Here is a 25,812-nt window from a genome sequence, read left to right as displayed (position 1 = left end):
TAGTATGGAACTGAATTATAAAGCTGCAGAAAAGGTTTTAAATGCAGCAAAAGAAAAGGCATTATCCATGAATATTCCCGTGAGCATTGCCGTGGTGGATGCCGGAGGTCATCTTGTTGCACTGGCAAGATTAGATAGTGTGTATGGAGTGATTGATTTTGCTGTTAAAAAAGCAAAAACAGCTGCTATGTTCGGAGTAAATAGTGATGTGATGGGAAGTATTATTTCAGAAGCCGGTTTTCATGGCTATGGAATGCTGAATTCAAATGAAGGACTGCTGACTATTGCGGGCGGTGTTGTTGTTAAGAATGCAGAAGGAAAAATCATTGGTGCTATAGGTTCTTCAGGAGGAACCCCTGAGCAGGATAAAGAAATTGCAGAAGCAGGAGCTCATGCTATTGCTTAAATTTCAGATATTTGTATGATGGAAAATACTTCTGAGATTATATTTGATAAACTGGTTTATTCATGTGCTTTTGAATCTTACAGAGGCCATGAGGAATTTATTCCGGACCATTTTCTGGGATTTCAGATATCCGGGGAAACGCATGCTTTTCATGAACACGGTAAAACGGTGATCAAAGAGAATACGGTGGTTCTGGTTAGGAAAAATCAACTGATCAGAACGATTAAATATCCTTCAGGCAATGAAAAATATCAGTTTGTTTCTATCACCCTTGATGATGAAACCCTGAGACAATATGCCACAGAAAACAAAATAGCTGTACATGCTAATTTTCCGGAAAACCAGCGTTTGTTTTTTGAGCCTGATGATTTTTTTAAGAGCTATTTTGCGTCACTCATTCCTTATATTCATAAAACGAAGGAAGTGCCTCCAACATTGGCTGCTTTAAAGGTAAAAGAAGCCATCGAGCTTATTTTATTGAGTAATCCTGATCTTAAAAATCTTCTTTTTGATTTTTCTGAACCTCATAAGATTGATCTTAAGGGATTTATGAACAAAAATTTTATGTTCAATGTATCGGTGGAGGCGTTTGCAAAGCTTACAGGCCGTAGTCTTTCAGGTTTTAAGCGGGATTTCAACAAAATATTTGAGATGACTCCAAAACAATGGCTGAAAGAAAAAAGATTAAAGGAAGCATATTATTTAATTAAAAACAGGGATAAAAGACCTTCAGATATCTATCTTGATCTGGGTTTCGAGAATTTATCCCATTTTTATTCTTCTTTTAAAAAGAAATTTGGGGTAACCACTACAGAAGTTTAATGGAAGTCATTAAAAAAACACAAATTATACTATAAGCATTGCTTGTTTGTTAAAACCCAAAGACACAGGAAATAAATCTTGTGTCTTTGTATTTTTCTTTTCTACTAAGGAATCATATTTTCTGCTCTAAGTCTTTCAAAAACATTTATAAAAGAATTTTCTGTGCTTACATAAGCTGTGAAACCCAGTTTTCTGCTTTTTGACATATCACACATGACTTCCAGCGGTCTTCCAAGATCAAGATCCGTATGCCATGCTGATGATAAACGGTTAAGATCTTTTTCTTTCAGATTATATTTTTCGGCGATAGCTGTCCAGGTATGGTGATCGTTTTCCAGTTCTTTTTCAAGAGGTTTTATAGTTCCGTCAAAACCTACAGCTTCTATACCGAACCACTCTGCCAGTCTTTTCCACAGCCATTTCCATCTGAAAACATCTCCGTTTGCAATATTGAATGCCTGATTTTTTGCTGATTCTGTAGTAGATGCCCAAACGAGTTGCTGAGCTAATATTCTGGCGTCCGTTACATCCGAAACTCCATTCCATTGTGCTTCAGATCCCGGCCAGATAAATTTTCTTCCGGTTTCTTTACAGATAGTAGCATACACAGCCAGTGTTGCTCCAATATTCATGAGGTTTCCAACTGCATATCCAACCACAGTGTGAGGTCTGTGAATACTCCATGTGAAGCCTTCTCTTTCTGAAGCTTTGTACACTTCGTCTTCCTGTGCATAATAAAAGTTGGGTAGTGGAAGCCTTGGATGTTCTTCTCTGACAGGGGTTTCAGGCAAAATTCCTTCTTTAGCATAGGCCTCAAATGGTCCCAGATAATGTTTAAGACCTGTAACCAGAGCCACATGCTGGACTGATTTTTTAGGAGATAAAACATTCAACAGGTTTCTTACCAGCATACTGTTGACCCGGATATTTTCTTCCTCAGTGTCATTACGCATCCATGTGGTAAAGTAAATATGAGTAGGAGAGATCTCTTCCAGCGCTTCCGCAAGATTCTGTTCATTCGTAAGATCTGCTTTAATGGGAAGAAGACCTGGAATACCGGTATTTGGATTTCTTGATAATCCATATGTTGTCCAGCCCTGCGTGATCAGTTCTTCAGCAAGATTGCTTCCTGTAATTCCGGTAGCACCTACTACCAATGCAATTTTTTTCATAAGTATTGTAAAATTTCTTGTACAAAATTATGGGTGGATAGAGGCTTTTATCCTTGATGTGGATCATGCCTTTGAGTTGATCTGGATCAAGTATTGTTCAAAGAATTCTTTTTACGGATTCTGCTCACGGTTTCAGGGGCAAGACCAAGATAGGAGGCAATAAGATTGTGAGGAACTCTTTTAATCATTTCCGGACTCTTTTGTGCCAGTTGAAGATACTTTTCTTCAGCAGTATAGCTATTGGAAACTATAAGTCTGTAATCTTTTGTAACAAGACTATTCTGGTATAAAATCCTGAAATATCTGTCCATTACAGGAACTTCCAGCATCATTTTTTCATAATTTTCCAAGGTGATCATCAGAACTTCGGTTTCTTCAATAGCATCAATATTCAGAACTGATTTTTCCTGATTGATAAAACTGTTGAAGTCCGAGATCCACCAACCTTCAAAGGCAAACATATTGATGTGTTCATTTCCTTTTTCATCCAGAAAATAAGATTTTAACAACCCTTTACTTACAAAAGACAATGATTTACAGATATCTCCTTCCTGAAGCAGATATTGTTTTTTACGAAGCTTTTTTAAGGTAAAGAAAGATTTAACCTGATTTTTCTGTTCGTTGGTGATATCAACCTTATTCTCGATATGGGAAAGCAGAACCTCAAACATCCAATAAATATTTCATCAAAAATACTACTTTCAACAGCAATCAAGGTTTTATTTCTCAAAATCATAGAGATTGATTCCTATTTCTTCATTTTTAATTTTTACTACTCTGGTATTCAGTGGATAGAAAATAAATTCTGCAGCTCCCTGAATTTTTGCTTCCAAAAGATGCCCCGCCAGCGCAGTGTAATCTTCTCTTCCCAACGTGATGTGAAGATGAAGAGTCGGTTTTCCTTCTATTTCAGAGACATTTCCAGAAATATTGGTAACTTCCATCTGTTCTTTAAAGGTTTTATCCACATATTTTTTTTTTGAAGGATTAAAGAAACGAAGTGTTGCCTCACTCACGGCACCTATTCCTGTCACTTCTCCTGCCTGGATATTTTGATTTTGAATAAAATCCGTTAAAGATTCCACAATATTAGACTGGTTGTCAAGGCTGACGATATAGATATGATCTACCTTTTTTGCTGACCATTGTTTACCGTTATAATTGATAATCTCCATATTATTTTTGTTTTAAATAGTTGATAATTCCTATAACATCATCCTGACCAAAGCCTTTATCATGTGCATTTTGATAGCTTTGAATCAATGCTTCGGATAAAGGAAAGTCAGCGCCTGCATTTTTAGCGAGAAGGATGTCTTTCAACATTAAATCAAGAGCAAATGCCGGAGCATACTGATCTGCAATCAACATCGGTGTTTTTACTTTGGTAGCACCGCTTCCGCTGGCACTTTCATTAATTATCTCAAGCATATCTGATCTTTCAATTCCTAATTTTCCAGCCAATAAAACAGTTTCTGCCAATCCCTGATAAATTGTGGAAAGAAAATAGTTAATCGATAACTTTCCGGCAATGCCTTTTCCGTTTTCACCCAGATGTTTTACGGATTTTCCCATTTTCAACAGATAAGGCATGGCACGCTGGATGTCGTCATCTTCACCTCCAGCCATAATGATTAATGTACCTTCCTGAGCGGGTTGGGTACTGCCTGCTACGGGAGCATCAATAAAGGAAGCTTCTTTTATTTTCAGAGCTGCTGCCGTTTCTTTGGAAACTTCCGGAGAAATTGTACTCATGTCCACAAAGAGTTTCCCTTGAATATCTAAAGGAAGAATTTCCTCATACACTGCTTTTACAGCACTGTCGTTGGTCAACATGGTGAATATGATATCGCTGTTTTGTATCAGGTCTTTAATGTGGGTACAGACAGCAGCTTTTTCTTCGAAATCTCTGGCTTTTTCTGAAGTTCTGTTGTAAACAGATAGCGGAAATCCTGCTTTTTCAAGATTTTTAGCCATAGGATGCCCCATATTTCCCAATCCGATAAATCCGATTCTTTCCATTATGATATTTTTTATATTATTGTTAATTAAATTTTTAACTCCTGAATGAAAAGGAGTTATCTGAAGATCTACAAATAAGATTCTAAAATACGTGTATTTTGCAGCAAAATATCTACCAAATAGCTGCTTCACAAAATTAAGTTTTAATTATATTTTTAATCGTAACCTTTTAAAACCGGAGAAACTTTCAGAAATTTGCAGCAAATAAGAATCAATGAAGATTGTAGATATAGACAACTGGAACAGGAAAGAGCATTTCGAATTTTTCTCTAATATGGCAAGCCCTTATTTTGGATTTACAACAGAGGTAGACTGTACAAAGGCATATGACACAGCGAAAGAAAAAGGATATTCATTTTTTGCCTATTATTTTCACAAGTCTATGGTAGCCATCAATACAGTGGATGAATTAAAACTAAGAATAATTGATGGTCAGGTAATACAGTTTGATACGGTTCATGCCGGCAGTACGATTGGAAGACCTGATGGTACTTTTGGTTTTTCATTTACTCCTTATTCAGAGGATTTTGAAACTTTTAACACTGCCCTGCAGGAGGAAATAAAAGGCGTGCATCAGACTTCAGGATTGAGATTGAGCAATGAGAGACTTGGAAAAGATCATATAAGACATACGACTATTCCATGGAATTCTTTCAGTGCTATATTACATCCTACAGATTTTAATACCACAGAATCGATTCCTAAGATTGCTTTTGGAAAATTTACTATCAGGGAAGGTAGAAAATATCTTCCGGTTTCGATTGAAGCGCATCATGGACTGGCAGACGGAATTCATCTTGCCCAATATCTGGAAGAGTTTCAGAAACAGCTGGATCAGTAACAAAGACCATATTTAAAAAAACAATTGTAACAAAAGCCGGCTTCAATCCGGCTTTTACTTTTAATAATAAATTTTCCCGCGTTCTATTTTCAGAACCTGATCCTTTTCCATATGTTTTATGGTTCTTATAACTGTTTCTACACACAATCCGGTAAGTGAAGCAAGCTGCTGGCGGGTAAGCGGAATCTGGAAAGAATAAGGGGTTTTATCGTCATGATAGCTTTTCAGATAATCCATCAAAAGTTTTAGTTTGGAAACGGGGTTTTGGAATGAAAGATTATAAAGCATGATATATTTATAATACATTCTTTCAGCAAGACATTGATAGACATTTAATGAAATTTCAGGGTTATTCTGGAGCAGCTCCAGAAAGTTCTGTCCCGGCATTACTAAAATACTTGAATCTACCATTGCAACAGCATTCATAGGATAAGGTCTGTTGACAAAAAGTAAGGATTCTCCAAAGCTATGACCATCTGAGAATATATTTTGGATAAACTCTTTCCCGTTTTCTGTATAATTATTCAGTTTAATTTTACCTTTTTGAATCTGGTAATACTGTATTGGTAACTCTTCTTCACGAAAAATAATATCTTCCGCTTTATAGTCTTTAATTTCGGCTCCAAATGAGATAAGCAAATTTTCACTGATCATAGTTTTCATTTAAATTTCATATAAAATTTTAAATACCTCTTTTAGAGACTGCTAATGCTTCAAAATTTTATAATGATAAAGGAACATCCATTTTATTTGTTTCTCCTATAATGTGGTACCATTCATATACCACATATATTGAGTTTTTTGCGATAAATAGGTTGAAAACATTGATCGAGATCATAAAAAGTTAAGGGAATAACACACTACATTTACTTCCTATCAAAACAGGAAGGCAAAGAATGGGAAACAAGCTGATAAAAGCAATTATGATATTTTGACTCATTATATAACGTGGTATCTATGTGGTACACATATTTAATAAAATTTTAATCATTTTTTCTTTCTTTGCCTGTATAAAAATGGAAAGAAATTCATATGTGTAATTTTTTTAACATAATCATTCAATAAATGCGGGTTATACACCACTAATCGTTACATTATATTAATTAAAAGCTGTAGAATTTTGAATACATAAAAATTATTTTGTTCCCGATATTGATTCGGTAAAACACAAATTGAACAGTGAAAAAAAGACTTTGTACAGATTCACAAGAGATGTGGTATCTGAAATAAGAGATGAAAAAGTATTATGAAAAATAGAAAACCTGAAACTAACTTAGAGGATTTAACCCAAAAGATTCTTGTACAAGACGAGATAATGGCATTGGCCAAAACAAATTCCCCTCGTCTCTTAAATAAATTCCGACTGGTTTATCCCGATTTTTTTAAAAAGTTATCTGATATACAGCCTTCCCTTAAAAATTCTGAACTGATCTTTTGTATTTACCTTAAGCTCAATATGACCACAAAGGAAATTGCAACCTGTATTTTTGTTACCCCAAAAGCAATACAAAACAGGAAAAACAGGATCAGAAAAAAACTCAATATTCCTTCTGAATTTGATATCTATAAATGGTTTAATGAAATTTAAACCATTTTTTTATTTATATTTCTACTATGGCTTTATCCAGGTCATGGTACAAAAGAATTTTCCAGTTGTTCTCTCTTGCTTCTTTTTCCCATGTAAGTCTTAATTCCATGGCTTTTCTGCCATCGAAATCACTTTTATAGGCTAAATGATATTTTAAATAAGAAGCCTGTGGAAGATCATCAGCACCATAAAAAACAGTTTCCCCATTTTCTCTGATCCAGAACACCTGCATAAAAGGAGTATGTCCGCCAACCACTTCATAGGAAATCTCATTGGTGATCTGTCCCTGATCATCATTCATCCAGGTAATATTCGGGAGCTGAATCAGTTTTTCCAGCATATCAAAATCAAAAGAAGTATTTCCTTTCTTTTCCATTGCAAAATCCAGTTCGCGTTTCTGAATATAAATCCGGGCATTTGGGAAAGCAGCTTCAAAACCATTCTCTGTAAGCTTTACAGCGCCTTCAATATGATCTTTATGAAGGTGAGACAGTAATAACTTTGTAATTTGATCGGGCCGGATATTTTCCTTTTCCAGAATTTCTGAAACAACAGTGGATCCGGACTCATTTTTCCAGCCAATTCCTGCATCCAGAAGGATATAATCATTTTCAGTAATGATAAGAAATGGTTGGACAGACATTTTTATTCCTCCAACTTTATCAAAATTGTCTTCTGTTAAAAGCGTGAAGTCTTTGGTTTTGCTTGCCGAAAAATTACCTTCTTTAAGTGGAATGATTTTCATGCTGCAAATTTCTTTAATATTTCTAATATTCAAAAGGTTTTTCATCGATATAAGTTATCAATAAAAACAATCATAGAAGCAGAACGCTGGAATCATTCTACTTATCACAGAATCATCCATCATTCATAAAAATGTAAAGAAGAGAGACTGATCATTTCTTTTTTTTATGATTACCTTTGATCTCTTAAAAATCTGACGGACTCTATCATGATCTGCCGTCGGACAGCTTTCAATCCAAATAAAATCTTATACGCAATGCAGGAGAGTTCTTCCCATGGTATTTCCCGGACTGTTATCTGGCTTATGGCCATTATTTCCGGACTTGTGGTCGCTAATAATTATTATAATCAGCCTTTATTGGCGCTTATTTCTGAAGAACTTCAGGTTTCTGAGAGTGCAGCGAGTAAAATATCTGTGCTTACCCAGATTGGTTATGCCTTAGGGCTCTTACTAATTGTTCCGTTAGGAGATAAATTCTTTCGCAAGAAATTGATTTTAATTGATTTGTTTCTGGTTTTCGGGTCGCTCTTATGGATGACTTTTGCCACTCAGTTATGGATGTTGTATGCTGCCAGCTTATTAATTGGTGCTACATCCGTGATTCCGCAATTGTTTGTTCCTATTGCTGCAGAGCTTTCATCCGATAAAGAGAAATCAGCCAATATTGGATTGGTCATGTCCGGATTACTGCTGGGAATCCTTCTTTCCCGTTTTATAGGGGGAGTAGTAGGGGAAGTATGGGGCTGGAGAGCCATGTTTGGTATTGCTGCCGGATTGATGATTCTGGTTTGGCTGGCAGTTTATAAAATGCTGCCTGAGCTATCTCCTAATTTTAAAGGAACTTACAAAGAACTGATGCGTTCTGTTGCTCAGCTTGCCAAAACACAACCTGTGCTTCAGCTGGCATCTTTCCGTGGAGCAATGGCATTTGGATCAATGTGTGCACTGTTTACAACATTGGTTTTTCACATGGAGAAACCGCCTTTTAACGCCGGATCATCTGTAGTAGGAAGTTTTGGATTGGCAGGAGCGGTAGGAGCTTTAGCGGCCGCAAAAGTAGGAAAACTTCAAAAGTATCTGGATCTTAACCGGATTATATTGTATTCTTTATTGATCGTTATTGGAAGCTGGGGTTTTACCTATTTTGCGGGGGAAACCTATTGGGGATTGATTGTAGGAGTAATTCTTGTTGACCTGGGAGTACAGTCAAGTCATATCATGAATCAGACCAATTATTTCCTTATCAAATCTAATGCTGTCAACAGGCTTAATACTGTTTATATGGTATCTTATTTCATTGGAGGATCACTGGGAACATGGCTGGCTTCTATTGCCTGGCAAAAGGCTCAATGGACAGGAGTTTGTTTTGTAGGGACAACATTTGGAATATTGGCACTCATAGCACATGTTCTATTTTGTAAAAAAGTGAATAAAGCATAAATCAGAATTTATTTTACATTTCTGATCCTTTTAAGTTTCGGGGATTTTATCGTAGATAAAATCCCCGAAACTTTTTTATTTATACTCTTCCACATTCTCTTGTACCTGCATCAATTCTCTATGCTTTCCGCCCCATTCATCGAGCTGTTTCCAGATCGGAATCAACTCTCTGGCAATAGCTGTAAGTTCATAATCTACTCTTGGAGGAACTTCCGCATGTACGGTTCTCTTCACCAGGCTTTCTTTCTCCAGTTCTCTTAACTGGAGCGTCAGCATTCTTTCTGTTATCCCTGAGATAGAGTTTCTAAGTTCACTGAAACGTAATTTCCCATCTTTTAATTTATTTAAAATAATCAGTTTCCATCGGCCCCCGATTTTACATACGGCGTAACTCAGATCACAACCCTGTATATACTGTCTGTTGATATTATTCGTTGAATTTTCTTTTATCTTGCCCATTACTTACAAATTTGTTAGTACCATACATTTAGCTGTATACAATGCAAATGTAAGGGTTGAGATTTAATTTTGTTGCTCAAAACAGAAAATATACTGCAATAAAGAACAATAGCGCTCATGTTCGCAGCAGAAACAATAACTTAAATCAAAATAGAAATGCAATTAACTGCTAAAATAACACAGATTTTAAATCATTTAGAAACAATACAACCTTTCAATCCAAAGGATTCTTTAGACGGAGCCCGTAAATATCTTGAGACGATGTCGCTGCAGTTAAGTGGTAAAAAAGAATCAGTAGCGATGATTGAAGAACTCAGTATTCCGCAGGACAATCATCAGATTCCTGTTCGTATTTACCTTCCTCATGGAAAAGAAATACAACAATCATCAGCTATTATTTATATTCATGGAGGATGGTTTATAGCAGGAGGATATGAAACCCATGATGCTGTAGTTCGAAAACTGGCTAATAAAACCGGATCTGTAGTTATTTTTATAGATTATCGCCTTGCTCCGGAGCATCCTTTCCCGGCAGGCTTGAATGACTGTATTGATGGGATAAACTGGGTGTTCAAAAATGCAGAATCTTTAGGGATTGATCCTGATAAAATTGGCATCATAGGTGACAGTGCCGGAGGTGCTCTGGCAACGGCAGTTTCCACTCAGTTAGGAAAACAGTTGAAATTTCAGATTCTGATTTATCCTGCCGCTGACAATCAATTGAACTCAAAATCATGGGAAACGTATGAAAATGGTCCGGTCCTTAACAAGCAGGGAGGCATTGATGCCTGGGCAGGCTATCTTCCCGAAGAAGAGAATGGTAATCCTCTGGCTATTCCTGTTTTGATCAAAGATTTTAAAGAAACTCCGCCTACATTAATCATTCTTGCAGAACATGATCCTTTGCTGGATGATGGGAAACAGCTTTCTCTGAACATGGAAAATGCAGGAGTAATCCTCAAAACAAGCCTTTATAAAGATATGGTTCATGGGTTCATGCATATGGGAGACCTGTTGGAGGAAATGCAACTGGCAGTAAATGAAATGGCAGATTTTGCCCATCAAAATTTAAAATCTGACGAATAAACAGGATCATGAAGAAGTATGCATACATTGGATGTCTGGGATTTATAGCTGTTATTACAACAGAATTCGGAGTTATCGGAATTCTTCCGCAAATTGCAGAACATTATCAGATGAGTATAGACAAAGCAGGGTATCTGTTAAGCGCTTTTGCATTAATTATTGCTCTTACAGGACCTTTTATGACCCTACTTACCTCAGGTTTTGACCGTAAAAAAATAATGCTCACGGCCATTTTTATGTTTCTGGTGACAGGATTTGTGTCTTCTTTTTCACCACCTTTCTGGCTGCTGATGTTGGTAAGAATTTTACCTGCTTTTCTCCAGCCTGTATATATTGCGACTGCATTATCTGTGGCCGTTTCCCAGGCGGATGACCGTAAAAAGAATGAACTCATGGGGATTGTTTTTAATGGAGTAGCCATTGCCATGGTCACTACAGTCCCTTTTGCAACATGGATTGCCGGACTGTGGTCCTGGGAATATTCATTCATGATACAAACTATAGTCAGTTTGATTGCCCTGGTTGTCATTTATTTCCTTCTTCCTCCGATGCCTGTGAAGGAGAAAAAATCCTATGGAAATCAGGTTCGAATATTGAAACAGCCTCCATTCGTTCTGAGTACTCTGACTAATTTTTTCATGATTACAGCCTGGTTTTCTACCTATAGTTATTTTGCAGATTATCTGAACAAAGCCAAAGGAATGGATACTTCAATGGTAAGCTATATGCTCCTGTTATTCGGAATTATAGGAGTGGCAGCCAATGGAGTAGCCGGAAAAATGCTCAATAAAAATGTGGCAGCTACAACGGCTATTTTTCTTTCCGGAACTATTTTAGTACCTGTTCTTTTATATTTTTCTGATGGGAATCTCTTAGCAACAATTGCGGTCATTGGAATCTGGGGATTTTTGTATTCACCAAGCTTTTTGAATGCATCTACCTATATGATTTCTTCCGCACCGGATTCATTGGAGTTTTCCAACAGTCTTGCCACATCATTCGGAAATTTAGGGGTGACGCTGGGAACCACCATTGGAGGATGGGTTATCGTGACAAAAGGAGTAGAGTATATTCCCTGGATAGGCGTGATCTTCGGGCTTCTTGCTTTTCTGATGATGATCTTAAAAGGGATCGTTGAAAAGCGCAGCCAGGTACTTTCCACCTGTCAGAATTAAACTGTAATAATATTTGTTACATTAAATAAAATACAGTACCTTTGTAGTATTAATTTGAAACTTGTTTAAATTTTTATTTTTGAAACATTAAGATTATAGTAAGATGTTGAGAATATTAGGATAGGCGTCGCTTTAAGCTTAAAAATCAGAATGATTCATCTTAGCTACGCTTTATTTCCTAAATTCTCCTTAATGGTTTTAATAAGTTTAAATAGTTTCTTGATTTAAAATTAAATACAATGACAATAGAAATTAGGTCGGCTGTAATATGTCCGTTTTGCTATATTGGAAAGAATAATTTTGAGCAGGCTTTAAGTAAACTTCCTTTTAAAGATGAAGTAGAAGTAGAGTGGAAGAGTTTTCAGTTGGATCCTACTTTAGATCCGAAGGAAACGCAGGACACCATTCAGTATTTTAGAGAAAAAAAGGGGGTTGCAGAAGCTCAGGCAACGCAAATGCTTGGTCAGGTAACGCAAATGGGTAAAGGTGCAGGAATTGATTTTAATTTTGGAAAAACATTGATCACCAATACTTTCAGCGCTCACAAATTGCTTCATTTAGCCAAAAAGCATAATAAAGCTAATGAAATGGAGGAAGCGTTGTTTATCGCTCATTTTATCGATGGTAAAAACGTTGGCGATAGAGATGTTTTAGTAACTCTTGCTGAAAACTTAGGAATTGATAAAAACGTGGCAATCCAGGCGGTTACAACAGATCAGCTGGATTATGAAGTGAATCAGGATATTCAGGAAGCAAGAAATAATGGGGTTTCCGGAGTTCCGTTCTTTGTTCTGAACGGTAAATATGCTGTTTCCGGAGCTCAGCCGGTAGAAGTATTTGAAAATGCACTTCAGCAGACTTATAAAGAAACTGTGAGTCCGTATAAAGATCTCTCAGGAGGCAGCGGTGCTTCCTGTGATGCAGATGGATGCAGTATTTAAGATATCAGAACCCCAAAATAAAACTATTTTGGGGTTTTTATTTTAAAAGATTAGAAGAAAACTCTCGTATCTTTGTAATACAGTGACAACAACTGCATAAATCTAATTTCTCAATGATAAAAATTAACAACGAAACCCATTATTCAATTGATGACACCCTTTTTGTTTTTGCCTTAGATTCCGAAGCAGGAACTGTTTTTGATGATAAAAACAAATTAATTACAGGTATTGGAAAGGTAAATGCAGCGATAGAATTAACCAAAGAAATTCGTACAAGAAAACCTAAACTGATCGTGAATTTAGGTTCTGCAGGAAGTAAAGGATTTCACAAAGGAGAAGTGGTATGCTGTACAAAATTCATCCAAAGAGATATGGATGTAAGAGGATTAGGATTTAAATTATATGAAACCCCTCTATCCGGAGTACCACCTGTATTGGAATATGGCCTTAGAATGGAAACCTTGCAGGAAGGAATCTGCGGAAGTGGCGACAGTTTTGAAATGAACCATTCTGAAACGGATTATAATATTGTAGACATGGAAGCCTATCCACTGGCACTGATTGCCCAACAGGAGAATATCCCGTTTCTATGCCTGAAATATATTTCTGATGATGCCGGAAGTGATGCTGCAGACGATTGGAGTGTACAGGTACACCTGGCTTCTGAAGCATTTAAGAAAATTCTTTTCTCATAACAATTACTCTTATAATCATGAGTTCAATTATTATAAACAAAGCGACCGCTGAAGACTTAGAAGTATTACAAAGCTTAGGAATTCAGACATTTTCAGAAACATTTGCTGAAGATAATACTGAAAAGGCTATGAAAAAGTATCTGGAAGAAAGCTTTAATACTGAAAAGATAACATCTGAGTTGAATAATCCTGACTCCTTTTTCTATATTGCCTGGGAAGAAGACAATCCGGTAGGTTACCTGAAAGTCAATTCCGGAAAAGCGCAGACAGAACTTCAGGACGAAACCAGCCTTGAGATTGAAAGAATCTATGTGAAGAAAAGCCATCACGGTAAAAAAGTAGGGCAGCTTCTTTATAATCAGGCTTTAGATACTGCTCAGCAACTCACTAAATCATACCTGTGGTTGGGTGTATGGGAAGAAAACCTGAGGGCTTTAAGTTTTTACAGAAAAAACGGATTCGTTGAATTTGATAAACACATTTTCAGACTTGGAGAGGAAGAGCAGACCGATCTGATGATGAAGAAAATGTTGGATTAATTTTTTTTGCCCACAGATAGCACAAATTTTCACTGATAATTGTGTAAAATATTCAAAATGAACAATTCAGAATTTGTAAAGCATATCAATCAGTATTACCCTTTATCTGAAGAAACAATTCAAGATTTACTGGATATCTGTATAGAAGAGTACTATCACAAAAATGATCTTCTGCTGGAATCCGGTTCCATGGCAAGGTATTATTATTTTATCAAATCAGGATTGATAGGGTATTATACAGTAGATGAACAAGGAAATAATATTTATAAAATCTTCTTTGAAGAAAACAGTTTTGTAGCATCTACAGCCGCCATTATTAAAAATGAACCCAGCGATTTCAATATTATTGCACTGGAAGACTGTGCAGTCATCCAATATCCTGCAAAACAGTATAGAGAATTGTTGGAAAAGCATCATGATCTGGCTCTTTTTCATATGTATTATCTGGAAAAAAACTGGGTAGTGAAAAAAGAACCTCTGGAAGTATCTCTGAAATATGAAACTGCAAAAAAACGGTATTTACAGTTACTTGAAAATCAATCTTTGTATAACAGATTAAAGCAACATCATATCGCTTCTTTCCTTGGAATTACTCCTACACAGCTAAGCCGGATCAAAAAGGAAATAAACTGATATTCCTACTGAGTGAAATAAACTAATAAAAGCTTCAACATATGTTGAGGTTTTTTTTCTTTTTATGCTGCAATTTTGCTTCATCATACAGTCATTGGTACATTATATGTTTTATAATAAAAACCGGTGATTATTATTAATTAAACATTTTTAAACATGAAGAAGCTTATCAAAATTGTAGTTGTGCTGGCTGCATTTGCCCCATTATCAGCACAAAAAATTATTCATCAGGAAATTTTCAGTCCGAAAATGAATAAAAAGATCAAAACAGTTATTATTACCCCAAACCTTCAGCCTAATACAACCTATCCGTCTGTGTATATTCTTCATGGTTTCAGCGGTAATCCTGACAGAATTATGAAACAGGATATTCCTGATCTCGTTAAAAAAGCACAGGAACTTAAAACAATCTATGTGCTTCCGGATGGAAATTACAGTTCGTGGTATGTAGACAGTCCGGTTGTTAAAGATTCACAATATCAAACCTTTATTGGAAAAGAACTGGTAGAATTTATCGATAAAAATTATCCTGTGAAAGCTGATAAAAAATTCCGCGGTATTATGGGATGGAGTATGGGCGGCTATGGAGCCACTAATATCGGGGTTACTTATAATAAAACGTTTGGTATTGTAGGAAGTTCATGTGGTGCATTGGATTTCAACTCATTTGGAGAAGGATATCAAAAATATATGGTGAATAAAGTTCTTGGACCACTGGAATCCATTAATCCTAATTTTCTTACCGACAGTAAAGTGAAGCTGATGGCCGGAGCAGGACAGCAATATATCTTCGATTGTGGGACAGAAGACACCCAGATGATCAATATGAACAGGAATTTTCATAAAAAACTGACAGAAATGAAGATCCAACATCTCTATACAGAATCTTTGGGTGGGCATGTTCCCGAATACTGGAGCAGATCACTGTCTGAACAATTGTCTTTATTTGACAGATTTTTTAAACAATAACCTGTTTTTTAAGTTTCGGCTAAAGCCGTTGGAATTTATATTTAATTATTAAAACGGGCTAAAGCCCGTTCCTATTGAATCTTGATTAGTTTTTATATTAATAGAAGCGGGCTTTAGCCCGCTTGTTTTTATTGTTGATAGCTTTACCCAATCGATCCGTGTCAAGGTTTTAAACCTTGACACGGATCAATCAAATGAAAATCAAATAAAAAATCCTTTTTAAGCAATGCTTAAAAAGGATTTACGATTGATTGATGTTCAAAATGCTAACTAACCAGCATATTAAAATTGTTGAAAGTTTTTACCCAAATGCTCTTCTATTACAAAGAACGGATCTTCTGTAAGCGTGTGTGCTCTCATATCGATAAGACTCACTTTACTCATCATACGAAGCATAATTCTTCTCTCACAAGGCTGTTCAATACCGTCAATTTTTCTCACTCCTGCACGGAAAGCCGATCTTCCGTGAGCACATAAATGATTATTAACCAGAATGACATCTCCCGCCTGAGGTGTAAACCCTGAATAAATCAAATGTCTGGCTTCTTCCCAGAACTCATGCAGCGTACTTTGAGCTTCCTCAGATTGTCTTATACTCGAATTGAAAAGCTGTTCTGCAGCATCAAACCTCATAAATGGAAGGCTTAAGTTCCCATACAATACAGAATCTAATGTTTCTTCCTCAGTGTCTCCTGTTTCCAGATTCGCATCTTTTGGGATTTTATAAATACGCTCAAAAAGAGGTCTGTAGTTTTCACCGATAGACTCATGAGAACGGATGGAGTAAAGAGTAGAAGGAACCTGTTCTTCATTTCTTACATACATAAAGCTTAAATAATCCGCCTGATGTTTCAGAAAAGCATCTTCGGTATGTACATACAAATCTGTTGAAGATCCTGATCCCGTCTGCGTTTCTTTCATTTTCTCATCAGGAATGATGGCATGAATTAATCCACCTCCTTTACGCTGTGAATAATATTGTACAGGTTTTGATGGCAGCGCTCCATGAATAAGTGCACATGCAAAACCATATAAATTAAATTTTGAATAATCTGCAGCCTGCCAATTGGAAGGGGTAGAGCCTATATTCTCCTGATCTATATCCATTAATCCGGTAAAGATCAGTGCACCATACTGATTTTTTGAAAAGTCACTTGCAAAATCAGCCGCTATATTTAAAATTCTCTCCGGTAAAAAATAAGACGCCAGCTGATGTACATGCTTAATAAAATCACGGTTTTCATAAGTGTCATACTTTTTCTGAAGATGTAGTGCAGCATCTTTTATCATTCTTCTCTCCTGTGAGGTGACCTCTATGACCGTAGGAAGCAGTTTTACCGCTGTAGAACAGTCTTTATCTAAAATTTCTGTAGAATTCATTAAAAAAAAATTTGGTGTTAACTAATAATTTTTATATTTGTTTTTAATTATTCTAAATAACAATAACCGAGTCAAATTTATGAATAATTACTCAACCACCAAACAAAATCTTAAAAAAATGTAAAAAATAAAAACCTGACTATCAGATATATATAATCGTATATCAAAAAAACCACAACAACTCACAGATTTAAAAAATCACATTACAAAACTTTTATGAACAACAATTTAATTTCCCTAGAAGAGCTCGCAAGCACAACTTCACCTCACATTTCGGGGAATTTTGGGAATATTTTTCATCCAGACAATTATGATCATTATCGTAATGCAGTCAATAGTACTTTAGACCTGGTTCAGGAATTTCTTTACAGAAACGACAAACCTTTCAGTGGTATAGAAGCCAAAACAATGAAAGGAATGGTACAACAGATCGATCTTAATCAAAAACTTTCCAATTACAATGAACTTCTTGCGGAAGTAGATGAAATTTATGTAAAACACGCTACAGCTTTTCACCTTCCACAATATGTAGCACACCTTAATTGCCCGGTAGTTATTCCGGCATTGGCAGGAGAAATCCTTGTTAGTGCTATCAATTCTTCACAGGATACTTATGATCAGAGTGCCGGTGGAACTTTTATGGAAAGAAAACTGATCGACTGGACAGCGGGTCAAATCGGATATAATAACAATGAAAGCGATGGCGTTTTCACAGCAGGGGGCTCACAGAGCAATTTAATGGGATTGGTTATGATGCGTGACTGCTTTTCCCAGAAAAGATACAACCACAATATTAAAATGGATGGTCTGCCGGCAGAGGCAAGCCGTTTCAGAATATTTGTTTCAGATAAATCTCACTTCAGCAATTTGAAAAATGCTTCCATTATGGGATTGGGTGAGAAAAGCATTGTTAAAGTTCCTACCGATGACAGATTCCGTATGGACATTTCTCTTTTGAAAAAATACATTAAAAGAGAAGAACAGTTAGGAAATATTCCTATTGGTATTGTTGCAACAGCAGGAACTACAGACTTTGGAAATATTGATCCACTGGAAGATATCGCTAATATTGCAGAGCAGTATAATATATGGATGCACGTAGATGCAGCTTACGGATGTGCTTTACTATTAAGTGACAAATACCGCAATCTGATTAATGGTATTGAAAGAGCAGATTCTGTAACAATTGATTACCATAAGTCATTCTTCCAACCAATCAGCAGCAGTGCCTTTATTGTTAAAAATAAAAAAGAACTGTTGATTCTTAAACATCATGCCGATTATCTGAATCCAAAAGAAATGGACGAAGAAGAAATTCCGGCACAGATCAATAAATCCATTACACAGAGTACCCGAAGATTTGATGCTTTAAAGCTTTGGTTTACCATAAGAATGATGGGTAGAGAGCAGCTGGCAGAATATACAGATACCGTAATTGATCTTACTAAAGATGCAGCGGCAATGATTACTGAAGACGCAGATTTTGAACTGCTTTCAGATTCTGACTTAAGTGTTCTTGTTTTCAGATATGTAAATCCGGAAATCAGTGATCTGAATGCCCTGAATCAACACATTAAGATGAAACTTTTCTACAGCGGAGAAATCCTTGTAGCCAGCACAAAGGTTGATGGAAACTTCTATCTGAAATTTACCTTCCTGAACCCGATTACCACTACTGAAGACATTCATCAAATTCTTACCACAATCAAAAAACATGGAAAAGACTTTAATTCAGAAAAATAAAACAGGAGAACAAGCCAGAGAAATTACCTTCAGAATTCTTCTTAACGGAATGCTGAGAGAACTGGGAAATGGAAAATTCTATCAGGGAGTTCCAAAATATGATCTCCTTACAGCAAAAGCTCTGCAGAACAGCAATTATCCGCTGTATATGAGATTTGAAATGAAGAAAAGCGGATTGTTCCTGTTTGCTCCCGTTTCTTATCGTTCCGAGACTCTTTTTCATGAATACGGACCTGTTTTGTGGGCCGTTGACCATCAAAATCAAGAGGTTTTTGAAGTCAATAATGAAAAACTGACTGAATTGGTTTACAAGGAGTTTTCAGAAACGACAAACGAAACCGGATTCAAACAATTTGTAGAAAGAATTCAAAGCAGTTTAAGAAATCTGGAAAAAACAACGGAAGCATGTCTTCAGGATGATCAGCTTTTAAGCTATTCTTTTCTGGAATCTGAACAAATGCTTCCTGCAGGACATAATCTGCATCCTTTCACCAAATCAAGAATGGGATTTTCTGAGGAAGAACAGCTTTTATACGGTCCGGAATTCGGAAAAGGATTTCAGCTGGATTACTTCCTGATTCATAAAGACTGTATTACAGAAAAATCTCTTCCGGGGATTTCAGCAAAAGAAATCTTTGAAAAATGGACTTCTTTACCGGAAAACTACGATTTTGAAAACATCAATGATTTTTATATAGTTCCATGCCACCCATGGGAGGCACAATATCTTTTATCAACAGCAGAATATCCTGAAATGTTAGGTTCCGGAAAAATTATTCACATCGGACCTTTGGGAGAGGATTTTTATGCAACATCTTCCATAAGAACGGTATACAATCCTGATTTCAGCTGGATGTTGAAATTCTCTCTGCATGTTTTAATGACCGGTTCTGTGAGAACAAACAGTTTAAAAGATCTCAACAGAGGGTATGCTTCTGCAATCTGGTGGCAGCATGAAAAAGCCTCATTTGAAAAAGCCTTTCCCAACTTTAAATTATTGCTGGAACCTTCCACGTTAAGCGTTCATTATGGAGGAAAGAATATGGACAGTCTTAATATACTGCTCCGTGAAAATCCTTTTTCCAATGAAGATAAAGTTATTTTACTGGCAAGGCTTTGTCAGGATGAATCTACAGATGGATTCAATTTTACGACTCATTTCTTTAAGAATGTGGCGAATCAGCTGGGTGTAGATGCTGAAAAAGCAGCTATTATCTGGTTTGAAAAGTATGTGAATCTTTTGCTTTCACCTTTAAACGGATTGTACAATCAATTAGGTATGGCTCCGGAAGTTCATCAGCAAAACCTTCTTGTTCAGCTTGACAATCAGCTTTTACCGCAGTCTATCTACGTAAGAGACGGACAGGGATATCTTATTAAAGACAGTATCAAAGAAAAATATCAAAACCTGATTAAAGATTATCCTGAGGTTGAAGATCTTTTCATTAGAGATGAGCGTCTTTTAGACATTATTTCCCACCATCTTTTGGTAAGCAATCTGAGTGCTTTGATCTCATCAATAGGCAAAACAGGATTGGTTAAAGAAAGAAGATTAATCCATATTCTGTACAGAGAATTTGAAAATCTTCATGAAACTGAACCTTCATCATTAACGGATTATGCATTAAATCAAAGATATTGGGCGGTAAAATCAAACCTTCAGTCGGCGGTAGCTGATGTAGACGGCGGCGTGAATGCAGCATCTATTGCTTATGCGAAAGTTCCGAATCTTCTTCACAAACATTTCTTCTCAGATCAACTGATTCATCCACAAGGAAAAGAAGTTTTCTTTAAAAGATACTTCCAGAAAGAAGATGTAACCATGAGTATGCGTCCTATAGATCTTGAAAATGATCTTGAAATGCTTCATGAATGGTTCAACCGTGAACATGCCGTAAAAATATGGCAGATGAACTGGCCAATTGACGAACTGGAAACGTATTACAGACTGATGCTTCCTAGTGATGAAGCACACAGTTATATTATTGCCGGAAATGATGAGCCTTCCTGTAATATAGAGGTGTACTGGGCATGCAGAGATATCGTAGGAGATTACTATGATGTATTGCCTACAGATTACGGTACACACCAGTTTATTGCACCTATTGATCCTAAAAAGAAATTTGTATCTCCATCCACTCAATCTATGGTTGACTATGTTTTTGCACAGCCACAGGTAGGAAAAATGGTAGGAGAAGGATCTGTAGACTCTCTTGCTTCTATGATGAATAAAGCCCATGTAGGCTTCAAAGTAGATAAAGTAATTGAAATGCCTCATAAAAAAGCCAATCTGAACTTCTGTTACAGAGAATGGTACTGGGAAAAATTCCCGCAAAATAAAGAGGTACAAATCACCACAAACATCACAAAAAATGACTAACGAAGCCGTATACAATGTAATAGGCATAGGTATTGGCCCTTTCAATCTGGGACTTGCCGCATTATCCAATCCGATTTCGGAACTGAAGACCCTTTTTCTGGACCAGAGAGATGGTTTCGACTGGCATCCGGGATTGATGATTGACCATGTAACCCTGCAGACTCCATTTTTGTGTGACTGTGTATCCATGGCTGATCCTACGAATCCTTTAAGCCTTTTGAATTATTTAAAGGAAACCGGAAGACTGTATAAGTTTTTTATCAGAGAAGATTTTTTCATTCCGAGAAAAGAATACAACCGTTATTGCCAATGGGTGATTGAACAGCTTCCTCAGTGTCGCTTTTCAACGCAGGTAGTTGATATTATTTATGAAGATGGATTATATCATGTAACGACAGTTCACACCAAAACCAAAGAAACTACAGTTTTCAAAACAGAAAGACTGATTTTAGGAACAGGAACACAACCTCATATTCCTTCTTTTATTCCCAAAGATGATTCCCGTGTTATTCATACCAGTTCTTATCTGTATAGAAAAGAGGAATTGCTGTCTCAAGGAAAGAAAATTGCCATTATCGGTTCGGGACAAAGTTCTGCAGAAGTATTTTATGACCTTCTTCAAAATAGAAATGAAGAAACACAACTGGGTTGGTATTCCCGTCCGGACAGATTTTTCCCTATGGAATATTCTAAACTGACACTGGAACTTACTTCTCCGGATTATGTTGAATATTTCTACAACAGAAGCGAATCTGCAAGGAAAACCATTTTAAGCAAGCAGCAAGCTCAGTTTAAAGGAATCAATTACGATCTGATCAATGATATCTATGATTTTATTTACGATCTGAATATCGATAATGCTGATCCTAATCTTAAAATTATTCCTAACAGCCAGCTGAATAGAGTAGACAACAGCAATCCGGATTTCATCAATCTTGAGTTTACACAACTGGAACAGGATGTGCCTTATGATCAGGAAGCTGATTATCTGATTCTTGGAACCGGATATCGTTATCATGAGCCTGCATTCTTAAAGAATATTCAGGATAGAATCAAGAGAGATTCCAGCGGATTGTTTGATGTCAACAGGAATTATTCAATAGACCATAACGAAGGGGAAATCTATGTGCTTCACGCTGAAGTGCATACCCACAGCTATATTTCTACCGACTTAGGAATGGCGGCTTACCGTAATTCCTACATCATCAATGATATTCTGGGAAGAGAGCATTATAAAATTGAAAAGAAGATTGCTTTCCAGGACTTTGACGTGGAAAAATACGCTGATTTACCAACTGCCAAAATTTAATTAAAAAATGAACACCAACTTAAAAAATACAGTAAGCCAGGAAAACTGGAATCAGGCTAACAGAAACTTAATGGCCAAAACCATCGCAGAACTGATGCACGAAGAGCTTCTAAAACCTGTGGTAACTTTTGAAGATAAAGACGGATATACAGTTTTTAAACTTGAAACCGGAGTTGAAAATATTACCTACAGCTTCCGCGGGCAGGAGAGAATGATGGATTACTGGCATATTGATAAAGACAGCATTACTAAAACTGAAAACGGTGAAGACCTGTCTTCAGTAGATGTAGCGGCTTTCTTTCTGGAAATGCAGTCTGTATTTGATTTAGATCCTTACACGATTGCAAGATATACGGAAGAGTTGCTGCACACGTTGTATTGTGATGCTTTAATTTTATCAAGAGGAGTAATGTCTTCAAAAGAGCTTGCCAATGCAGATTATCAAACGGTGGAGCACAATATGACCGGACATCCATGGGTTATTGTGAACAAAAGCCGGTTAGGTTTTTCTCCACGTGATCTGAAAACATTTGCCCCTGAAGCTGATGAAAATTTAAAAGTAATCTGGTTGGCTTCCCATAAAAGCAGATCATCATTTCAATCTTTGGAACATATTAACAGAGAAGAATTTTATCGTTCTGAAATAGGAGAAGATTTATATAATAATTTTCAACAAAAACTGATCAGTGAAGGTAAAAATGTTGAAGACTATCATTTCATTCCTGTACATCCATGGCAATGGGAGCATAAACTTCAGATTCATTTCGCAGGAGATATTGCTTCCGGGCTTTTAATCCAATTAGGTGAGGGTAGTGATACGTACAGTCCACAGCAGAGTATCCGTACTTTATTCAATGTAGATCATCCGAAGAAAAGATATTTAAAAACAGCTGTTTCTATTCTGAGTACAGGAAATATCAGAGGACTATCTCCTAAACAGATGAAAATTGCTCCGGCTATTACCGATTGGGTAAAAGGATTAATCAAAGATGATATTTATCTGGAAAACAAAGGAACTATTTTCCTGGGAGAAGAGGCAGCCATTGCCTATCTGCATCCACAATATGGAGCTATTGCCAGCGTACCTTATCAATATAATGAATTCCTTGGAGCATTATGGAGAGAAAGTGCCGAAAATTACCTAAAAGAAGACGAACAAATGGTTACCATGGCTTCTTTACTTTATGTAGACGAAAGCGGAGTTCCACTAGTTCAGGCATTTGCAGAAAAAGCAGGCATGAGTATAAAAGAATGGATTGAAAGCTATCTTGATGCTTATCTTACGCCATTACTGCACATCTATTATACGCATTCATTATGTGTCACTCCTCATGGAGAAAACATTATGGTTGTTTTGAAAAACGGAGTTCCACAGAGAATTGTAATCAAAGATTTTGTGGATGATATTGTACTTACTACAGAAGCCAGAGAAAAGCTTCCTGCACACCTTGCAGACGGTTTGATCCAGTCTTCCAACAAAGAGAATATTCCGTTGTTTATTCTATTAGGCGTTTTTGATGCATTCTTCAGATATCTTTCAAATGCTCTGCATACCTATTCCAACTTTAATGAAGAAACATTCTGGGAATTGGTTCACCACTGTGTAGAAAATTATAAAGCTGAGAATACCCACCTTCAGGAAAGATACGAAAAGTATGACCTGTATGTACCTGCATTCAAAAGATTCTATATCAACAGTCTGCGTCTGAAAAACAATGGTTACAGTGAAAATAAAGCATTTGCGATACCAAGAAAAGATGGAGCGTTGCCAAATCCTCTGTACCAGATTGCTAATAAAAATTCAGTAGCAGCAGTATGAGGAAATTCCTGCATATACTAAAAGAAGGAGCGGTTTTTACGTATGGAGCCATAGCCGGGAAAAAAGTTGAATTGACTTCCGGAAGTATCAACCGTTCCATCTTTAGTCTTGCCATTCCCATGGTGATGGAACTTGTCATGGAATCTGTTTTCGTGAGCGTCAATCTATTGATTATTGCAAAATTAGGAGACAAAGTTCTGGGCCTTGTGGGAATAACAGATAACTACATCAACTTTGCTTATGCCATCGCAGTAGGGTTAGGTATTGCGGCAGCTACTCTCACAGCCAGAAGAGCAGGTGAAAAAGATCAGGAAGGAATGGGCAGAACAGCTCAGTATATCATCCTTCTTGCTTTACTTTTTGCGGTGCTTATTGGTGGGGTTTCCAGCTATTTTGCAACAGAAATTGTAGATTTCCTGGGAGTTAATGCCAAGGCAGTAACTGAAGGCGTTTCTTTTTCAAGACTGGTATTTCTGAGTATAGGGCTTGTCATTCTGCGACTTTCAATAAATGGATTATTCAGAGGAGCGGGTGATGCAGATATTGCGATGAAATCACTTTGGATCTGTCATATTTCCAATATCATATTGGCGGTAATCCTAGTTTTCGGAGTAGGATTTATTCCTGCTTTTGGATTGATGGGATTGGCTTATGCTACCGTTTTATCAAGATTGTTAGGAGTCTTATACCAGGCTTTTATATTTCTGTCCGGTAAAACCAGTATCAGCATCAGAGTTCCTTTACATCTTGATGTACCATTACTGCAGAAGATTCTGAAAATAGCCTTTGGAGGATTGGTTCAATATATCATCCCCACATCCAGCTGGCTGATTATGGTGAAGATCATATCTACCTTCGGAACAACTGCTCTTGCAGGATATATTATAGCTCAGCGTATTGCTTCAGTAGCAACGATGCCTGCCTGGGGAATAGGAAATGCAGCAGGCGTTCTTACAGGACAGAATCTGGGTGCCGGAGAGCCTGAACGCGCAGAAAAAACAGTATGGAGAGCGGGAACCATCAACATGACTTATCTGGTTATTGTAGCCTTATTCTGGCAGCTTGCAGCGGAATATGTGGTGAAATTTTTCACTACAGAACCTGAAGTCGCAAGATATGCAGTTCAGTATATTCATGTGGTATCTATGGCTTATCTGCTGTTAGGATTCACCATGGTAATCAGCCGTGCTTTGAATGCAGCCGGAAACATATTACAGGTAACGTTGTTGTATCTCGTCATGTTTTATGTCATTCAGCTTCCTATGGCTTATCTGTTAGGAGTAAGACTTCATTGGGAACTGAGAGGAATATTTACCGCCATCGTTTCTTCGGAAATTGTATTGGCCGTGTTATTCCTAATGATTTTTAGAAATGGAAAATGGAAAACTATAAAAATTTAAAATGAACACTACAGAAGAATTTTATGAAATTATTGCCTCTGCCATTGCAATCAAGAAAGAATTGGTAGATGAAAAACTAACGTATCAGGAAATCCCGGAATGGGATTCTATGTCTCATCTTCTTATCGTAGAAGCGCTTGAACAGTTTTATCAGATCAAATTTGATTTTAACGATATTCTGGAGATGGGAACCGTCGGAAAGATTCGCGAAAAAATGAAAAAATACGAAGTATTCGTAGAAAACTAAGCAT

General features: G+C 36.8%; 26 protein-coding genes. 18 read left to right on the top strand and 8 right to left on the bottom strand.

Features of this window, described 5'->3' with window-relative positions; all coding sequences use genetic code 11:
- Positions 1-4 precede the first annotated feature (4 nt).
- Both ACWPWS_RS05250 and ACWPWS_RS05245 read left to right on the top strand, forming a co-directional pair.
- Positions 5-406 (top strand): GlcG/HbpS family heme-binding protein, encoded by a 402-nt coding sequence (locus tag ACWPWS_RS05250; RefSeq protein ID WP_454045762.1) that lies wholly within the window; start codon positions 5-7, stop codon positions 404-406.
- A gap of 15 nt (positions 407-421) precedes the next feature.
- Positions 422-1,228, top strand: coding sequence for a helix-turn-helix domain-containing protein (locus ACWPWS_RS05245; RefSeq protein ID WP_454045761.1), 807 nt, complete (start codon positions 422-424; stop codon positions 1,226-1,228).
- A 104-nt stretch (positions 1,229-1,332) separates the two neighbouring features.
- Here the strand turns inward: ACWPWS_RS05245 and ACWPWS_RS05240 are convergent, their stop codons facing one another.
- From ACWPWS_RS05240 to ACWPWS_RS05225, 4 genes are all read right to left on the bottom strand, one after another.
- Positions 1,333-2,400 carry an SDR family oxidoreductase gene (locus ACWPWS_RS05240; protein ID WP_454045760.1) on the bottom strand — a complete coding sequence of 356 codons (1,068 nt, stop codon included), beginning with the start codon at positions 2,398-2,400 and terminating at the stop codon, positions 1,333-1,335.
- Positions 2,401-2,486: 86 nt separating this feature from the next.
- Positions 2,487-3,071 carry a Crp/Fnr family transcriptional regulator gene (locus tag ACWPWS_RS05235; RefSeq protein WP_454045759.1) on the bottom strand — a complete coding sequence of 195 codons (585 nt, stop codon included), beginning with the start codon at positions 3,069-3,071 and terminating at the stop codon, positions 2,487-2,489.
- Positions 3,072-3,119: 48 nt separating this feature from the next.
- Complete coding sequence (locus ACWPWS_RS05230) at positions 3,120-3,575, bottom strand: PPC domain-containing DNA-binding protein (protein WP_454045758.1); 456 nt, start codon at positions 3,573-3,575, stop codon at positions 3,120-3,122.
- A 1-nt stretch (position 3,576) separates the two neighbouring features.
- Positions 3,577-4,551: an NAD(P)-dependent oxidoreductase gene (locus ACWPWS_RS05225; protein ID WP_454045757.1), complete on the bottom strand. Its 975-nt coding sequence runs from the start codon at positions 4,549-4,551 to the stop codon at positions 3,577-3,579.
- 82 nt (positions 4,552-4,633) lie between these two features.
- Between ACWPWS_RS05225 and ACWPWS_RS05220 the strand changes: the two genes are divergently transcribed.
- Entirely contained in the window at positions 4,634-5,260 is a 627-nt protein-coding gene (locus ACWPWS_RS05220; protein ID WP_454045756.1) for a CatA-like O-acetyltransferase, read from the top strand.
- Positions 5,261-5,320: 60 nt separating this feature from the next.
- On the opposite strand, the gene ACWPWS_RS05215 is transcribed toward ACWPWS_RS05220, so the two are convergent.
- Entirely contained in the window at positions 5,321-5,914 is a 594-nt protein-coding gene (locus ACWPWS_RS05215; RefSeq protein ID WP_454045755.1) for a Crp/Fnr family transcriptional regulator, read from the bottom strand.
- 592 nt (positions 5,915-6,506) lie between these two features.
- Between ACWPWS_RS05215 and ACWPWS_RS05210 the strand changes: the two genes are divergently transcribed.
- Positions 6,507-6,848 carry a helix-turn-helix transcriptional regulator gene (locus ACWPWS_RS05210; protein ID WP_454045754.1) on the top strand — a complete coding sequence of 114 codons (342 nt, stop codon included), beginning with the start codon at positions 6,507-6,509 and terminating at the stop codon, positions 6,846-6,848.
- Positions 6,849-6,861: 13 nt separating this feature from the next.
- Here the strand turns inward: ACWPWS_RS05210 and ACWPWS_RS05205 are convergent, their stop codons facing one another.
- Positions 6,862-7,593 carry an MBL fold metallo-hydrolase gene (locus ACWPWS_RS05205; protein WP_454045753.1) on the bottom strand — a complete coding sequence of 244 codons (732 nt, stop codon included), beginning with the start codon at positions 7,591-7,593 and terminating at the stop codon, positions 6,862-6,864.
- A 255-nt stretch (positions 7,594-7,848) separates the two neighbouring features.
- Here ACWPWS_RS05205 and ACWPWS_RS05200 point away from each other — a divergent pair, with 255 nt between their 5' ends.
- Positions 7,849-9,033: an MFS transporter gene (locus tag ACWPWS_RS05200; protein ID WP_454045752.1), complete on the top strand. Its 1,185-nt coding sequence runs from the start codon at positions 7,849-7,851 to the stop codon at positions 9,031-9,033.
- A 75-nt stretch (positions 9,034-9,108) separates the two neighbouring features.
- Here ACWPWS_RS05200 and ACWPWS_RS05195 read toward each other — a convergent pair whose 3' ends face one another.
- Positions 9,109-9,492, bottom strand: coding sequence for a winged helix-turn-helix transcriptional regulator (locus ACWPWS_RS05195; RefSeq protein ID WP_454045751.1), 384 nt, complete (start codon positions 9,490-9,492; stop codon positions 9,109-9,111).
- A gap of 156 nt (positions 9,493-9,648) precedes the next feature.
- Here ACWPWS_RS05195 and ACWPWS_RS05190 point away from each other — a divergent pair, with 156 nt between their 5' ends.
- The 7 genes from ACWPWS_RS05190 to ACWPWS_RS05160 all read left to right on the top strand — a co-directional run bounded on the left by ACWPWS_RS05190 (position 9,649) and on the right by ACWPWS_RS05160 (position 15,530).
- Complete coding sequence (locus ACWPWS_RS05190) at positions 9,649-10,578, top strand: alpha/beta hydrolase (protein ID WP_454045750.1); 930 nt, start codon at positions 9,649-9,651, stop codon at positions 10,576-10,578.
- A gap of 8 nt (positions 10,579-10,586) precedes the next feature.
- Complete coding sequence (locus ACWPWS_RS05185) at positions 10,587-11,753, top strand: MFS transporter (protein WP_454045749.1); 1,167 nt, start codon at positions 10,587-10,589, stop codon at positions 11,751-11,753.
- 239 nt (positions 11,754-11,992) lie between these two features.
- Positions 11,993-12,694 carry a DsbA family oxidoreductase gene (locus tag ACWPWS_RS05180; protein WP_454045748.1) on the top strand — a complete coding sequence of 234 codons (702 nt, stop codon included), beginning with the start codon at positions 11,993-11,995 and terminating at the stop codon, positions 12,692-12,694.
- A 113-nt stretch (positions 12,695-12,807) separates the two neighbouring features.
- A complete protein-coding gene (locus tag ACWPWS_RS05175; RefSeq protein ID WP_454045747.1) occupies positions 12,808-13,389 on the top strand; it encodes a 5'-methylthioadenosine/S-adenosylhomocysteine nucleosidase family protein in 582 nt (193 codons plus the stop codon).
- Between the two features lie 17 nt (positions 13,390-13,406).
- Complete coding sequence (locus ACWPWS_RS05170; protein WP_454045746.1) at positions 13,407-13,928, top strand: GNAT family N-acetyltransferase; 522 nt, start codon at positions 13,407-13,409, stop codon at positions 13,926-13,928.
- A 57-nt stretch (positions 13,929-13,985) separates the two neighbouring features.
- Entirely contained in the window at positions 13,986-14,561 is a 576-nt protein-coding gene (locus tag ACWPWS_RS05165; RefSeq protein WP_454045745.1) for a Crp/Fnr family transcriptional regulator, read from the top strand.
- A 156-nt stretch (positions 14,562-14,717) separates the two neighbouring features.
- On the top strand, positions 14,718-15,530 hold the full coding sequence (locus tag ACWPWS_RS05160; RefSeq protein ID WP_454045744.1) for an alpha/beta hydrolase: 813 nt from the start codon (positions 14,718-14,720) through the stop codon (positions 15,528-15,530).
- A 282-nt stretch (positions 15,531-15,812) separates the two neighbouring features.
- Here the strand turns inward: ACWPWS_RS05160 and ACWPWS_RS05155 are convergent, their stop codons facing one another.
- Positions 15,813-16,910 carry a TauD/TfdA family dioxygenase gene (locus tag ACWPWS_RS05155; RefSeq protein WP_209784442.1) on the bottom strand — a complete coding sequence of 366 codons (1,098 nt, stop codon included), beginning with the start codon at positions 16,908-16,910 and terminating at the stop codon, positions 15,813-15,815.
- Between the two features lie 216 nt (positions 16,911-17,126).
- Here ACWPWS_RS05155 and ACWPWS_RS05150 point away from each other — a divergent pair, with 216 nt between their 5' ends.
- Genes ACWPWS_RS05150 through ACWPWS_RS05125 form a run of 6 tightly spaced genes read left to right on the top strand, consistent with a single transcriptional unit; the run spans position 17,127 to position 25,808 of the window.
- The gene (locus ACWPWS_RS05150; protein WP_454045743.1) at positions 17,127-18,653 is read left to right on the top strand and encodes a pyridoxal phosphate-dependent decarboxylase family protein; all 1,527 of its coding nucleotides are present in this window, start codon (positions 17,127-17,129) and stop codon (positions 18,651-18,653) included.
- Complete coding sequence (locus tag ACWPWS_RS05145; RefSeq protein WP_454045742.1) at positions 18,625-21,033, top strand: GNAT family N-acetyltransferase; 2,409 nt, start codon at positions 18,625-18,627, stop codon at positions 21,031-21,033. The genes ACWPWS_RS05150 and ACWPWS_RS05145 overlap by 29 nt, the downstream gene beginning before the upstream one ends.
- Positions 21,026-22,342, top strand: a complete 1,317-nt coding sequence (locus ACWPWS_RS05140; RefSeq protein WP_454045741.1) for a lysine N(6)-hydroxylase/L-ornithine N(5)-oxygenase family protein — start codon at positions 21,026-21,028, stop codon at positions 22,340-22,342. The genes ACWPWS_RS05145 and ACWPWS_RS05140 overlap by 8 nt, the downstream gene beginning before the upstream one ends.
- 7 nt (positions 22,343-22,349) lie before the next feature.
- On the top strand, positions 22,350-24,161 hold the full coding sequence (locus ACWPWS_RS05135; RefSeq protein ID WP_454045740.1) for an IucA/IucC family protein: 1,812 nt from the start codon (positions 22,350-22,352) through the stop codon (positions 24,159-24,161).
- Positions 24,158-25,561 (top strand): MATE family efflux transporter, encoded by a 1,404-nt coding sequence (locus ACWPWS_RS05130; RefSeq protein WP_454045739.1) that lies wholly within the window; start codon positions 24,158-24,160, stop codon positions 25,559-25,561. Before ACWPWS_RS05135 ends, ACWPWS_RS05130 begins: the two co-directional genes overlap by 4 nt.
- Position 25,562: 1 nt before the next feature.
- Complete coding sequence (locus ACWPWS_RS05125; RefSeq protein WP_047374822.1) at positions 25,563-25,808, top strand: acyl carrier protein; 246 nt, start codon at positions 25,563-25,565, stop codon at positions 25,806-25,808.
- Positions 25,809-25,812: the final 4 nt, after the last annotated feature.

The sequence above is a fragment of the Chryseobacterium sp. Marseille-Q8038 genome (assembly GCF_965111995.1).
Note: the sequence above shows the minus strand (reverse complement) of the source record. Positions and strands in the feature narration are given on the sequence as shown.

Coding starts and splice junctions, on each gene's coding strand:
- ACWPWS_RS05170 (WP_454045746.1), top strand. CDS start 13,407: ATGAGTTCAATTATTATAAACAAAGCGACCGCTGAAGACTTAGAAGTA.
- ACWPWS_RS05160 (WP_454045744.1), top strand. CDS start 14,718: ATGAAGAAGCTTATCAAAATTGTAGTTGTGCTGGCTGCATTTGCCCCA.
- ACWPWS_RS05155 (WP_209784442.1), bottom strand. CDS start 16,910: ATGAATTCTACAGAAATTTTAGATAAAGACTGTTCTACAGCGGTAAAA.
- ACWPWS_RS05175 (WP_454045747.1), top strand. CDS start 12,808: ATGATAAAAATTAACAACGAAACCCATTATTCAATTGATGACACCCTT.
- ACWPWS_RS05135 (WP_454045740.1), top strand. CDS start 22,350: ATGAACACCAACTTAAAAAATACAGTAAGCCAGGAAAACTGGAATCAG.
- ACWPWS_RS05150 (WP_454045743.1), top strand. CDS start 17,127: ATGAACAACAATTTAATTTCCCTAGAAGAGCTCGCAAGCACAACTTCA.
- ACWPWS_RS05205 (WP_454045753.1), bottom strand. CDS start 7,593: ATGAAAATCATTCCACTTAAAGAAGGTAATTTTTCGGCAAGCAAAACC.
- ACWPWS_RS05130 (WP_454045739.1), top strand. CDS start 24,158: ATGAGGAAATTCCTGCATATACTAAAAGAAGGAGCGGTTTTTACGTAT.
- ACWPWS_RS05200 (WP_454045752.1), top strand. CDS start 7,849: ATGCAGGAGAGTTCTTCCCATGGTATTTCCCGGACTGTTATCTGGCTT.
- ACWPWS_RS05220 (WP_454045756.1), top strand. CDS start 4,634: ATGAAGATTGTAGATATAGACAACTGGAACAGGAAAGAGCATTTCGAA.
- ACWPWS_RS05245 (WP_454045761.1), top strand. CDS start 422: ATGATGGAAAATACTTCTGAGATTATATTTGATAAACTGGTTTATTCA.
- ACWPWS_RS05190 (WP_454045750.1), top strand. CDS start 9,649: ATGCAATTAACTGCTAAAATAACACAGATTTTAAATCATTTAGAAACA.
- ACWPWS_RS05125 (WP_047374822.1), top strand. CDS start 25,563: ATGAACACTACAGAAGAATTTTATGAAATTATTGCCTCTGCCATTGCA.
- ACWPWS_RS05240 (WP_454045760.1), bottom strand. CDS start 2,400: ATGAAAAAAATTGCATTGGTAGTAGGTGCTACCGGAATTACAGGAAGC.
- ACWPWS_RS05185 (WP_454045749.1), top strand. CDS start 10,587: ATGAAGAAGTATGCATACATTGGATGTCTGGGATTTATAGCTGTTATT.
- ACWPWS_RS05215 (WP_454045755.1), bottom strand. CDS start 5,914: ATGATCAGTGAAAATTTGCTTATCTCATTTGGAGCCGAAATTAAAGAC.
- ACWPWS_RS05140 (WP_454045741.1), top strand. CDS start 21,026: ATGACTAACGAAGCCGTATACAATGTAATAGGCATAGGTATTGGCCCT.
- ACWPWS_RS05145 (WP_454045742.1), top strand. CDS start 18,625: ATGGAAAAGACTTTAATTCAGAAAAATAAAACAGGAGAACAAGCCAGA.
- ACWPWS_RS05165 (WP_454045745.1), top strand. CDS start 13,986: ATGAACAATTCAGAATTTGTAAAGCATATCAATCAGTATTACCCTTTA.
- ACWPWS_RS05180 (WP_454045748.1), top strand. CDS start 11,993: ATGACAATAGAAATTAGGTCGGCTGTAATATGTCCGTTTTGCTATATT.
- ACWPWS_RS05250 (WP_454045762.1), top strand. CDS start 5: ATGGAACTGAATTATAAAGCTGCAGAAAAGGTTTTAAATGCAGCAAAA.
- ACWPWS_RS05195 (WP_454045751.1), bottom strand. CDS start 9,492: ATGGGCAAGATAAAAGAAAATTCAACGAATAATATCAACAGACAGTAT.
- ACWPWS_RS05235 (WP_454045759.1), bottom strand. CDS start 3,071: ATGTTTGAGGTTCTGCTTTCCCATATCGAGAATAAGGTTGATATCACC.
- ACWPWS_RS05230 (WP_454045758.1), bottom strand. CDS start 3,575: ATGGAGATTATCAATTATAACGGTAAACAATGGTCAGCAAAAAAGGTA.
- ACWPWS_RS05210 (WP_454045754.1), top strand. CDS start 6,507: ATGAAAAATAGAAAACCTGAAACTAACTTAGAGGATTTAACCCAAAAG.